Origin of the sequence: Roseiconus nitratireducens, assembly GCF_008629675.1 — a bacterium.
GTDB lineage: Bacteria > Planctomycetota > Planctomycetia > Pirellulales > Pirellulaceae > Stieleria > Stieleria nitratireducens.
In genome coordinates this window covers 152,613-165,531 of record NZ_VWOX01000010.1, presented here as the reverse complement: position 1 = coordinate 165,531, position 12,919 = coordinate 152,613, and the positions used below count along the sequence as shown (strand labels likewise).

Genomic DNA, 12,919 nt, shown 5'->3' with positions numbered 1-12,919 from the left:
GCTGGTTTAACCGAATTTCCCGCGGACGTAATCGTCGGTTTGTTTCTGTTCTGGCTTGGTAAAGATTCGTTCGGTGTCGCCCGATTCGATCAGCCGCCCCTCAAAAAAGAACGCCGTCTTGTCGCTGCAGCGAGACGCCTGTTGCATGTTATGCGTGACGATCACGATGGTGTACTGGGATCGAAGTTCAAAGATCAGGTCCTCGATCGCCAGCGTGCTGGCCGGGTCGAGCGCGCTGCAGGGTTCATCCATCAACAGCACCTCTGGCCCGACGGCGATGGCCCGGGCGATGCACAGCCGCTGTTGCTGGCCTCCGGAAAGTCCCAGCGCCGGACCGTGCAGACGATCCTTGACCTCTTCCCACACGGCCGCCTTGCGAAGCGACCATTCGACCAACTCATCCAATTCGGCCTTGGTCGTTTTCATGTGCAACCGTGGGCCGAACGCGACGTTGTCGTAAATGCTCTTGGGAAACGGGTTGGGTTTCTGGAACACAATCCCGATTTTCCGCCGCAGCCGAACCACGTCCAACGCCGGATCCAAAATATTGGTGTCGCGTCCGGGCGGGGTTTCGGCTTCACCGCAGATCTTCAGCTCCCCCTTGGCGTGGGCTCCCGGGATGATGTCGTTCATCCGGTTGATCCACTTCAACAGCGTGCTCTTTCCACAACCGCTGGGCCCGATGAACGCGGTCACTTTGTATCGAGGGATCTGGAGTGATAGACCGTGCAACGCCTGGAAATCCCCGTACCAGGCGTTGAAATCGTCGATCTGAATCAGCGTCCGGTCAGGCTGGGCATTCTGTTCGCCGTTGTCCGTGTTGGCCGTGGAGACGGTCACCATGTTGTCATTCGGTTTAAGATTGGGACTGCTGAACTTTATGCCGGATGATGATGGCGGCCGAATTCAATAGCAAGAGGATCACGAGAAGCACGATGATAGCGGCCGCAGCCAGTTCTTTGAATTCGTCTTGCTGTCGTCCGGCCCAGTTATAAATCAGGACCGGCATGGTGACCGCGTTGTCCATCAAATTCTGCGGCCCGGCGTTCTTCGCAACCGCCGCCCCCAGCACCACCAGAATCGGTGCCGCTTCACCGATCGCCCGTCCCATTGCCAGGATCGAACCGGTCATGATGCCCGGCAGCGCAGCTGGCAAACTGACGTCACGCACCGTTTGCCAAGTCGTTGCCCCCAGTCCCATTGATGCCTCGCGCAGCGAAGGGGAAACACCCCGCAGCGATTCCTGAGACGCGATGATGATGATCGGCAAGATCACCAGGGCCAGCGTCAGCCCACCGGCCAGAAAACTCTTGTCCAGCGGCAGCCGGAAATAGTACCAGGACTTTTCCGTCACCGTCGCACCGATCGCGCCGGACCGCACCGTGCGGCGACGGACGGCCGGATCGGTGGGTTTGGGCGTCCCCGGCTGCCAGACTTCAATCTCGATCGGGTCACCCGCCGCGTCCATCCCTTGGACCGGCTGGTCAATCGTGATCTGACGTTGATCCGGGTCCGTCTGCGGGACAAAGACAACATTGCCCGTCTCCAACGAAAGCACCTGGTATTTGTGGTTCGCACCCATCAATTCCCAGCCGGAGGATTCGTTGACTTTGATCTGGCCGAAGATGTTGAACATGTACACAAACACCGTCAGCCCCAGCAGGCCATAGACGATCGAAGGAACCCCCGCCAGATTGGCGATGTTCAACTGCACGAACCCGTGCAACCAACGGAGCGGTTTTGCCTTGGGTTTAAACTCCTCCAAGAACACCGCCGTGCCCACACCCAGCGGCAGCGCCACGAGGGCGCACACGCCGCAAACGAACAGCGAACCGATGATTGCCGGCCACATCCCGCTGCGTTCGATATCCAGCTCGCTGTGGGAGTTCATCAACAGGTCCGCGGTCAATCGGGACTGGCCCTGCACCCAGATCGAAACCAACAGCACGACCAGCACCACGACGCTGATCAACGCGATCGCGACACACAGCCCATAAAACCAAACGCTCATTCGCTGCCGACGCGAGGCGTTGGATTGTTGGAAATCTGCATCCTGCTCGGACAGCGCTTTCGGCAGCGTGCTCATTGATACGACTCTTGGAACCGGCGTCGCACGATCTGTCCCAGCAGCGTCATTGCGAAGGTGATCAGGAACAGGGAAACGGCAACGGCGTAAAGGCTGAAGTACTGCACCGTTCCGTACTCGCTCTCGCTCTTGATCATTTCCACGATGAAGCCAGTCATGGTCTGCGCCTGCCGCGTCGGATCGGCCGTCAACGTGGGCAGAGTCCCGGCGGCCAGTGCCACAACCATCGTTTCACCGATCGCTCGGCTGAATGCGAGCAAGAAAGCGGAAACGATTCCGCTGAGCGCCGCGGGAACCACCACCTTGACGGAGGTTTCAAAGGGGGTGCAGCCGAGCCCGTAGGCACCTTCACGCAGACTGCGGGGCACCGCCCGCATGGCATCCTCCGAAAGGCTGCATACCATGGGCAGACAAAGGATTCCGACGGCGATGCCGGCACTGGTCGCGTTGAACGTGGAAAACGCGCCCCCGCTTGCCCACTGCAGCGAAGGGCTGATCACCAGGATGGCAAAGTATCCCAGCACCACCGTGGGGACACCCGCGATCACTTCCAACGTCGGCTTCAGCCAGGATCGAATCTTGGACGAAGCGAATTCGCTCAGGTAGATCGCGGTGATCAGCCCCAAAGGGAGAGCGATCAACATCGCGATCAACGTCACCCGCAGGGTGCCACTGAGCAGCGGCAGGATCCCGAACTGCGCTTTCGCCAGATCCTGACTCTGCAACGCCGTCCACTCTTTGTCGGTCAGGAACCCGCGCAGCGAAACGAAATCGCTGCGAAAGAAACCGGCACTTTGCGTGACCAACATGTAAATGATGCCGATCGTGATCAGCACCGTGATCAGAGCGCAAAGCCCCAGCAGCACGACGATGATGCGTTCGGAAATCATTCCCACCCGCGTGGAGCGGAAATCACGATTCTGCAGAGCTTTGGGGAGCGCCATCGTTGGCCCTGTCGGATAACCGCGGCGGCCGGTATCGGCCGTCGCGTCATGTCACGTCCTGACGTTACTGGGAAACTTCCTTGGTCAGGTTTTCCGGTTTGAAGTTTTCCACCAGCGGGCCGCTTCGCGACTCTCCCTCCGCGGTAACGAAGTGGGTCCCGGTGACTTCATTTTCCAGGTTTTCCTTGCCCTTCTCCAGCACCTCAGCGGGCAACCGGACGTAGCCGACTTGCTCACAGAGTTCGGAAACGTTGGCCAGGTAGTAGTCGACGAAGGTCTTGACCTCCGCCCGCGGCAGCGACGCCGTGCTGACATAGATGAACAGCGGGCGGCTGAACGGTGCATACTTGTTGGCCGCGATGTTCTCCGTCGTCGGCTGGTACGCTTTGCCGTCTTTCGGATTGATGACCGAAACCGCCTTCAGCTTGTCCTTGCTTTCCTCGTAATAGGCCACGCCGAAGAATCCGATCGAATACTTGTTGCCGGCGACGCCCTGCACCAGGATGTTGTCGTCTTCATTCAAGTTCATGTCGGTGCGCATCGACGCGTCCGAATCGTCCAGCACGACTTCGCGGAAGTAATCGAAGGTGCCGCTGCCGGTGCCCGGCGAATAAATGTTGATCTCTTCTTCGGGCCACTTCGGATCGACGTCGCTCCACATCTTGGCCGCATCGTCACCGACGAAGATCTTCTTCAACTGGTCCACCGACAGGGTGTCCACCCAATCGTTGTCCGGGTGCACCACGATCGTCAGCCCGTCGTAGGCGATCGGAACCTCGACGAAGTTCACGCCGTTCTCGTTGCAGTTACTCAACTCACCCGGCTTGATCGGTCGTGAAGCGTCGGAGATGTCGGTGGCCTTCTTTTGAAAGTCTTTGAAGCCGTTCCCCGTACCCGCACCGTCAACTTCCACCGTCACGTTCGGATAGACCTTGATGAATTCCTCGCGGACCGCGTTGCTGATCGGCAAGACGGTGCTGCTGCCGTTGATCTTGATCGTGCCCGACAGGTTGGAAACGGCGGCGTCACCGCCGGCGCCTTCGGCGACGGCAGGTGCATCGCTTTCCGCGGTTTGCTTGCGGTCACAGCCGACCGCTCCGAACAGGACCATCGCCGCGGCGACGGCCTTCCAAATCTGATTGCCGTGACTGAAACGTGACATGACGTGGTGCATCCCGACTAGTTCTCCGATGAATTTCTGACGCGCGGGGAGGCGCGACGGCGGTGGATCTCTCACCGATGCCGCGACGATCGCCAGCCCCGGAAAGAGTTGGAGCGTTCGCCCAGCGGCCACAAAACCGACCCGCCGGCCTCTTGCGAAGCGGTCGACAATGACCCTCAAAGAGCGTCCATCAAGCTGGCGGGCGGCATTTTCCGACCGCCCCAACACCGACGTTCTGGCGGGCGGGCGAACGCGCGAAAGATTACCAGCGACCCCTTGGATTGACGACCGCCACCGGGGGAACCCGAACGTGAAGATTTTGTGAAGCCGCGAATGTATCCGGGGGGACGCGATTCCACCAGCACCGAGTCGGTTGGACCGTGGCTCTCCGCCGTCTGGCGACGGCAGCTACTTGTGCGTGATGGAGCCACGCTCGCCAGAGCGTGGTTTTCCGCCACTGGGACAAGCAGCGACGAGGGAGACTGGGTGGCTCTCCGCCGTCTGGCGACGGCAGCTACGTGTCCGCCGTCTGGCGACGGCGGCTACTTGTGCGTGATGGAGCCACGCTCGCCAGAGCGCGGGTTTTCCGGGCGGAACGGGGCAGGGCCCACTTCGCGTCGCGCCCTATTGAGACGACTCTCGCACCTTCTCCAGGATTTCCAACAACACGGAATCCGTTTCGATCCCCTCGGCCTGGGCCTCGAAATTCAGCAACACCCGGTGTCGCATCGTCGGCAGGTAAACTCGCCGGATGTCTTCGAAGCTGACGCTGTAGCGCCCGGACAACAATGCCCGCACCTTGGAAGCCAGAGCCAACGTCTGGGCCCCGCGGGGACTGGCCCCCCAACGCACGTACTTGTTCGTCGCGTCAACCGAATGCGGGCCCTCGGGATGCGTCGCCAGCGTCAATCGCACCAAATAGTCTCGAATCGGCTCGGTCAGAATCACATCGCGGACCAGCTTCTGCATCTGACGGATCTCCGCCCCATCGACGACTTTTTCAATGTGCGTCGATTCGCCGCGGGTGGTCCGCTCGACGATGGTGTTCAAATCCTCGCGACTGCTGTACCCGACGACCAGCTTGAACAGGAACCGGTCCAGCTGCGCTTCCGGAAGCGGGTACGTTCCTTCCTGTTCGATCGGGTTTTGCGTCGCCAACACGAAGAACGGCTTTTCCAGTTCATAGCGTTTGCCCGCTGCCGTCACCGTGCCTTCCTGCATGGTTTCCAACATGGCCGACTGCGTCTTGGGCGTCGCCCGGTTGATTTCGTCGGCCAGCAGGATCTGGGTGAAAACGGGACCACGCTGGAATTCGAACCGACGATGGCCGTCTTCCGATTCGACGATCATGTTGGTTCCCAAAATGTCGGCGGGCATCAAATCGGGAGTGAATTGGATCCGGTTGAACTGCAGATCCAAGACGTCGGCCAGCGTTCGAACCAGCATGGTCTTGCCAAGCCCCGGAACGCCTTCCAGCAAGCAGTGGCCGCCACAGAGCATGGCGGTCAACACGCCCTGAACGATTTCGTCGTGCCCCACGATGACCCGGCCGACCATTTCGCGAATCTTTTCATATTCCGCTCGAAACTGTTCGGCTTTGGCCTGCGTCGACTCGTCAGTGCTCGTCATGGATGTCTCATTGGAAAAAGCGTTGCGGAGAAGCAAGCAGCAGTTTAACGGATCGGAGGTCCCGGTGGTGCAAGGCCGTTCTGGACGGCGTTGCCGCGGGGCTTTGGACGGCGCCACCGCGGAACGGTCGAGATCGCCGCCAAAACAAGGTTTGCAAAGACCAGGCACTCAGGGCGTCGGCTTTTGAAACTCCCACCGCCGCAAAGACGCCTCCGGTTTCTCCGCGTTGACTCGCGATTCCGCCGAGGCAAAAAACTCGATCGACCGGATCTGCACTGGAGCACGATCGGCCGGCAGGTAAATCCGAACGATCCCGGAGCGTCCTTCGACCGGCAGCGCGACTTCGACCGTTTGCCAATCGCTTCCCGGACGTAGTGTGAACGCAACTTCCTGGCCCTTTGATGGAAATTCGGACTGCCGCGCCGTTTTCCAGCGAATGCTGCCGTCGCCACCCTCGCGGCAGCGGACTTCCATCCGCAGTCGCATCGAGCCTTCGTGACGGATTTGCGCTGTCCCTAAAAAGGGTGATCGGCCGTCAGCCACCATTTGCATGCCGTTTGCGGTGGACAACAACCGGCACATTTTCGGTACCAGACCGGCCGCGGGATCTCGCGCGGCAGGCGCGCGAGATGAAGCTTGCGCATCGAAGGCCGGATTGGGAACCGGCTCCAAAGCGCCGGTGGTGCGAATGAAATCATCGATCATGCCGTTCAATTCGCGGACCTTGTTCGGCATCGCATCGGCCAGGTTGCTGGATTCGCCAAGATCCTGATCTAGATCGTACAACTCCAATACTTCGGGATAGGCCGGGTGTGATTCCCACCGCCGGATCAATTTGAAGTCGCCCGCGCGAACCGAGACGGCGGGAATCAAATGGGGAAACCAGGTAAAGACTGCCTTCCGGTCAAGATCTCCCCTTTGTTGCAGCACTGATAAAAAGGAGACACCGTCGATGACTTGGCCGCTCGGCAGCGGCACTTCGACCGCGTCCAGGATGGTCGGGAACATGTCGATGGGACCGACCACCGCGTCGGACGTGCTGCCGGCCGGGACCTGCCCAGGCCATCGAACCATCAACGGCACGCGTTGGCCTCCTTCGTAGATGCGTCCTTTGCCTTCCCGCAGGGGCGCGTTGTTGGTCGGAGGCTGATCGCCAGCCCATTTGCGATAGCTGTTGATGGTTTCGTACAGCGAGTGTTTGGGCGTCACGTTGCGAAGCTTGCGATCATCGGCCGTCCAACTGTGAGTGTTGCCTCCGTTGTCGGAGTAAAAAATGAACAAGGTCCGATCCGTCAGCCCCAGCGCGTCCAACCGATCGAGCACGCGTCCCAAACTCTCGTCCACATTTCGCAGCATCGACGCCATGACCGGGTTCTTCTGACGGCCACTGGGGTCCGATTTCTCCGCAAACTGCGCCGTGTAGGCTTCCTTGTGTTGCCAGGGCCCGTGAACGGAATAGTGCCAGAGGTTCAGGAAGAAAGGCTGGTCGGCATGCGAATCGATGAACTTTAACGCTTCGTCCGTGACACGATCGGTGATGTGCTCCCCATCCGGACCGTCCGTGATGTTGCCCACGCGGCGCTGGCCGGCGGGTCCCCCATCGGCGTGGACACCGTAGGGAGAGAAATAACTCGGCGGTCCGGGATCGGGTGCACAGTGCCAAGTGGTTTCGAACCCTTGTTGTTCCGGCCAGTGCTCGGGCATCAAGCCTAAATGCCACTTGCCAAAATGCCCGGTCCGGTATCCGGCATCGCGCAACACCTCGGCAATGGTGACCAGTTCCGGATCCAGAAAGTGTTTGCTGTCCGGATACAGGAAGCGTTTGTTGGGCGGCGCCTTGGCAGGGAAACGCGACTCACCGTGCGGACGCGGCGGGAGGTGCCCGGTGGCGCTGGTGATTCCGTGCCGGGCCGAGTATTGGCCGGTTAAGATGGATGCACGTGTGGGGGAGCACAGGGGGACGGCAAACGCGTCGGTGAACCGCATCGACTGCTCCGCCAAACGCTGCATGTTTGGCGTTTCGTAGTAAGTCGACCCATACGGCGTACTGTCCATCCACCCCATGTCGTCGACCAGAAAGAACACCACGTTCGGCCGGAGCGATTCGGCGGTTGACGCCCGGGCCTGGGTACCCAACAGGAATGCCAACACCAGCATGCACGTGAGAATTCGATCATTCATGGGGAAGCTTTGAAGCAGAAGGGGCGATGGAGCCGGCTGGACGGCGTCGGCCAAGCGGCGGACGCTTCCAGGTATAGCTCCCGGGTGAATGTTTCAATCTTGGCGGAGATTGGGATAGACTAACATTTCGCACATGCGTCACCGGATCGGCAGTCGAAAATGTTCGCCCGATCTGCCTTCCGATGCCTGGACTTTTCGCATGGTTGATTTCCCGCCTGGTCCTCCCGCCCCATCCGTCTCGCCCGCGAATGTCCACTCCACCGACCCACTGGACGTCCCGCTTTCTACTTGCGTTCGCGCTGCTGGGAACCCTTCTGCACGGCGTTCCCGCCCCTGGTAGCGAACCAGTTGATTTTGCCAAGGACGTCGTGCCGCTGCTGCAGAAGCATTGTCTGGCGTGTCACAACGACCAGGTGCGCGACGGCGACTTCTCGCTCTCGCGGCCATCGGACCTGGTCGATTTGGGGTACGTCGACACGACGGATCCCGACAGCAGCCATCTGCTGGAGCTGGTCACGCCGATCGATGGCACCGCCGAGATGCCGAAGGACGGGGCGCCCCTGTCATCCGGCGAACGCGCGGTTCTGCGAAGCTGGATCGCCGCCGGAGCCGAATGGGACGCCAGCATCCGTTTGGAGCCGGCCGTCGCCGCAGACCTCGACTGGTGGTCGTTGCGTCCCATCGCCTCGCCGGGAATCCCTTCACCAGGAATCTCTGCCAACGGCGCGGAACATCCCGTCGATTCCTTCCTGGACCGTCAACTGCGGCAACAGGGGCTGATCGCGAACGCCCAGGCGGAACCTCGGGTGTTGATCCGCCGACTGACCTACGACCTGACCGGATTGCCCCCCACTCCGGACCAGTGGAAGCAGTTTCGGCGCGAATCCCGCCAGGACTTTGACACCGCGTGGCGACGGTTGGTCGACCGCCTGCTCGCCACACCGGCGTTCGGAGAAAAGTGGGGGCAACATTGGTTGGACGTCGCGCGGTACGCAGAAACACATGGATACGACAAGGACAAACCACGGCCCAACGCCTGGCCCTACCGCGACTACGTGATCGACAGCCTGAATACCGACAAGCCCTACGCGCAGTTTGTGCGCGAACAAGTCGCCGGCGACGCGCTGCCAAACACCGCCCCCCAGGCGATCGCGGCACTCGGTTTTCTGGCTGCCGGCCCCTGGGACTTCATCGGCCACCAGGAAGTCGGCGAAGGCAAGTTGGATGGACGAATTGCCAAACATCTCGACCGCGATGAAATGATCTCCGCGGTATTCAACGTGTTTCAAAGCACGACCATTCAATGTGCCCAGTGCCATCATCACAAATTCGATCCGATCCGAATGCAGGATTACTACCGACTGCATGCCGTTTTCGCAGCCGTGGATCGGGCCGATCGAGTCTATCGCGGCGTGTCACGGCAGCAGCGGCAGGAACAAGCGGCCCTCGAATCGCAAATCAATCGCTTGGAGCAACGGCAGCGGGCCATCGCCGACCCGATCGACCGTCAAATCGCCGACCAAACCTCGCAAATCGATCATCGCATCGCCGAGCTCAAAGAAGTCTTCGGGGCGACGCAGCAGCCTCAATTCGGATACCACAGCCAAATCAGCCAAACTGCTGCCGCCCCGAAGTGGGTCCAAATCGATCTGGGGCAGGCCCGGAATGTCCGTGAGATTCGGTTGGTTCCCGCTTTCGACCCGTTCGGGGGAATCGGTGCCGGTTTTGGATTTCCGGTCCGGTATCGCGTTCAGGCAAGCAACGACGCGGAGTTCGGCGACAGTGTCCGGACACTGGTCGACGCAACCGACCGGGACCAGCCGAATCCCTTGACGCGTCCCGTACACGTTGTGAACGACGGATCACCGTTCCGCTTTGTGAGAGTCACGGCCACGAAGCTCCGCGAACGAACGGACGACTACATTTTCGCCCTGGGCGAGATCGAAGTAATCGGCGACGACGGTTCGAACCTGGCTTCCCGTCGCAACGTCACGGCCAAAGACAGCATCGAATCGGGGCCCCGCTGGGGTCGAGACAACCTGGTCGATGGCATCTTTTATCGCGAGCTGACCGACGACCGGGCGATGGCGGAACTCCGTGAACTGCAGCGGCAACGAGTGGCCATCGAATCCGATTTGCGTTCGCCTGAGGTGATCGAACAGCTGGAGTCCATTCGAGCCGAAATCCGGGATCTGCGGAAGCAGCTGCAGGCGTTCCCTCCCGGTGACGTCGTCTATGCCGTTGCAACACAGTTCGAACCCAGTGGCGCCTTCGTGCCAACCGAAGGCGCACCGAGAGAGATCCATTTGCTCCATCGTGGAGATCTCCGATCGCCCGGTGATCTGATGACGCCGGGAGCTCCGCCGCTGTGGAACACCGCCAACGAACGGTTTTTTGACAGCCAAGATTGGCAAGAACGGGACGCGCGCAAACGCCTGGCCGATTATTTGGTGCAGAAAGACAACCCGTTGGTGTGGCGTTCAATCACCAACCGCCTGTGGCAGTGGACGTTCGGTCAACCGCTTGTCGCAACGCCAAACGATTTCGGGCGTGGTGGCGAACGACCAACGCATCCGGAACTGCTGGACTACCTCTCTGCCCGCCTTCGCGACGATCCGAATCAATCGCTGAAGTCGATCGTCCGCTTGTTGGTCACCAGCCGCGCCTATCGTCGGAGCAGCGAACACCAGCCAGCCAGCGCGGCCATCGATCAGCAAAACACTTTGCTGTGGCGTGCCAATCGTCGCAGACTGACCGCCGAAGAGTTCCGGGATTCGCTGCTGGCGATCAGCGGGGCCTTGGACCGTCGGCGGGGAGGCCCCAGCTTTCGCGATTTTGTGATCGAAAAACCTGAGCATTCTCCGCACTACGAATACCACCTCCACGATCCGCGAGACCCGAAGTCTTACCGACGAACCGTGTACCGTTTCGTGGTTCGATCCCAGCCCCAGCCCATGCTGACGACACTGGATTGTGCCGATCCGTCGATCAGCGTTCCTCGTCGCGACGAGTCCACGACGGCCCTGCAAGCGCTCACAACCTGGAACCATCGCTTCGTCGCGACAATGGCGGAGCGTTTCGCGGAACACCTGCGGCGCACCGCTCCCGATTCGGCCGCCGATCAAGTGAATCTGGCTTGCCGGTTGGCGTGGGGATTCCCACCCGACCCAATGCAACGAGACGTTCTGCTGCACCATTTGCAGGCTTACGGACTGGCAAGTTTTTCTCGCGTCCTGTTCAACACCAACGATTTTGTCTTTGTGGACTGACCCAACCGCCGCCCAAAACGGTCGTGGCCAGACCTGGCTATTCCCGCCCGCCGTCACCGCGACGCCGCGCCCCCCGGCTCCATGCAACACACCATGTCCCAATCGCCGATCACCGGTTCACGCCGACAGCTGCTATCGACATTGACCGGTTCGTTTGCCGCATTGGCGTTGGGCGACCTGTTTGCCCGCGACGGCGTGCTTTCGGGACAGCTGCATCATCGGCCGCGAGCCAAACGCGTCGTGCAGCTTTTCATGGCCGGAGCCGCCAGCCACATCGACACCTTCGATCACAAACCCTACCTACGTCAACAAGATGGAAAGCCTTGGGATCCCGGTGAGCAGGTCGAACTGTTTCAAAGCACCCCCGGAGCCTGTTTCGCCAGCCCGTGGGAATTCCGCCCCCATGGTCAATCCGCCAAGATGCTCAGTGACATCGTGGCGCCATTGGGCGACGTCGTCGATCAATTGGCATTCGTTCACAACATGGTGGGAAAGACCGGTGTCCACAGCCAGGGAACGTTGCTGCAGACCACCGGATTCAACTTTCCGGGATTCCCCAGCGCCGGTTCCTGGGTGTCGTATGCTCTCGGATCAGAAAACGAAAACCTCCCGGCGTTTGTCGTGTTGCCCGACCACCGCGGTCTGGCGTCCAACGGCGCCAAAAACTGGGCTCCCGCATTTCTTCCCGCCGATCACCAGGGGACCGTGATTCGTCCCGGCAATGACCCGCCGATCGCCGACCTGCTCCGTCCGTCCAACGAATTCGTCACAGCGGAAAGTGACCGAGCCGGGCTGGCGGCTTTGGGCCAATTGAATCAGATGCACGCGGACCAACGGCGCGGTGATGACCGACTGGCGGCCCGAGTCCGGTCCTACGAACTTGCCGCCGCGATGCAATTGAGTGCCACCGATGCCCTGGACGTCACGTCGGAACCGCGTCACATCAAAGACCTGTACGGTCTAGCGGCCGATGGCACCACGATCGAAGATTCCGGCGTCATCAATGAACGCGCCGAGACCGAATACTTTGGCCGCAAGTGCCTGGTGGCCCGCCGATTGCTTGAACGCGGCGTCCGCTTTGTTCAAGTCTGGAGCGGGAACGACAACGGGTTTCCACGTCGCAATTGGGATTCCCACGGAGACGTCAAACGCGATCACGCTCCCTTGGCCTTGGGGATGTCCCGTGGCGCCTCCGCGTTGATCAAGGACCTGGCCCAACGAGGGATGCTGGACGACACGTTGATCTTATGGACCACCGAGTTCGGCCGCATGCCCTGCTCGCAAGGCAGCAAAGGTCGCGACCACAACCCGTTTGTGTTCACAAACTGGCTGTGCGGCGGCGGGATCAAGGGTGGAACCTACGGCCAGAGTGATCATTGGGGTTTTCGCCCCTTGGATCGTTCCCAAGAAACCACCGTTCATGACATCTACGCGACCATCCTCCATTTGCTGGGCATCGACCACACACGACTGTCCGTTCGCCACAACGGCATCGACCGACGGCTGACCGATGTGCACGGTCACGTTCTGCATTCGATGATCGCCTAGTGCTGGTGCTGTTCTGGGCAGCCGTTTCCGTCAGTTTGCGCCGACGGCGGGGGGCCGTCGGCGCCGCGCGACTGGAACTCATGCGGTCTTAAGTCAGCCT

General features: G+C 60.5%; 8 protein-coding genes. 2 read left to right on the top strand and 6 right to left on the bottom strand.

The genetic code is table 11. The annotated features are described in order from the left end of the window. Window positions 1–6: 6 nt before the first annotated feature. The 6 genes from pstB to FYK55_RS17755 all read right to left on the bottom strand — a co-directional run bounded on the left by pstB (window position 7) and on the right by FYK55_RS17755 (window position 8,002). Window positions 7–843 (bottom strand): phosphate ABC transporter ATP-binding protein PstB, encoded by an 837-nt coding sequence (gene pstB / locus FYK55_RS17780; RefSeq protein WP_150077797.1) that lies wholly within the window; start codon window positions 841–843, stop codon window positions 7–9. Window positions 844–856: 13 nt separating this feature from the next. After that, window positions 857–2,086: a PstA family ABC transporter permease gene (locus FYK55_RS17775; protein ID WP_150077796.1), complete on the bottom strand. Its 1,230-nt coding sequence runs from the start codon at window positions 2,084–2,086 to the stop codon at window positions 857–859. Then, window positions 2,083–3,030 (bottom strand): phosphate ABC transporter permease subunit PstC, encoded by a 948-nt coding sequence (pstC, locus tag FYK55_RS17770; protein WP_150077795.1) that lies wholly within the window; start codon window positions 3,028–3,030, stop codon window positions 2,083–2,085. The genes FYK55_RS17775 and pstC overlap by 4 nt, the downstream gene beginning before the upstream one ends. 64 nt (window positions 3,031–3,094) lie before the next feature. Then, on the bottom strand, window positions 3,095–4,192 hold the full coding sequence (locus FYK55_RS17765) for a PstS family phosphate ABC transporter substrate-binding protein (RefSeq protein WP_235908780.1): 1,098 nt from the start codon (window positions 4,190–4,192) through the stop codon (window positions 3,095–3,097). 624 nt (window positions 4,193–4,816) lie between these two features. Continuing rightward, window positions 4,817–5,821: an AAA family ATPase gene (locus tag FYK55_RS17760; RefSeq protein WP_150077794.1), complete on the bottom strand. Its 1,005-nt coding sequence runs from the start codon at window positions 5,819–5,821 to the stop codon at window positions 4,817–4,819. Between the two features lie 168 nt (window positions 5,822–5,989). After that, the gene (locus tag FYK55_RS17755; RefSeq protein WP_235908779.1) at window positions 5,990–8,002 is read right to left on the bottom strand and encodes a sulfatase; all 2,013 of its coding nucleotides are present in this window, start codon (window positions 8,000–8,002) and stop codon (window positions 5,990–5,992) included. Window positions 8,003–8,250: 248 nt separating this feature from the next. Here FYK55_RS17755 and FYK55_RS17750 point away from each other — a divergent pair, with 248 nt between their 5' ends. Together FYK55_RS17750 and FYK55_RS17745 are read left to right on the top strand one after the other, a co-directional pair. After that, window positions 8,251–11,271, top strand: a complete 3,021-nt coding sequence (locus FYK55_RS17750; protein ID WP_150077793.1) for a DUF1553 domain-containing protein — start codon at window positions 8,251–8,253, stop codon at window positions 11,269–11,271. 93 nt (window positions 11,272–11,364) lie between these two features. Next, window positions 11,365–12,819 carry a DUF1501 domain-containing protein gene (locus FYK55_RS17745; protein ID WP_235908778.1) on the top strand — a complete coding sequence of 485 codons (1,455 nt, stop codon included), beginning with the start codon at window positions 11,365–11,367 and terminating at the stop codon, window positions 12,817–12,819. Window positions 12,820–12,919 lie beyond the last annotated feature (100 nt).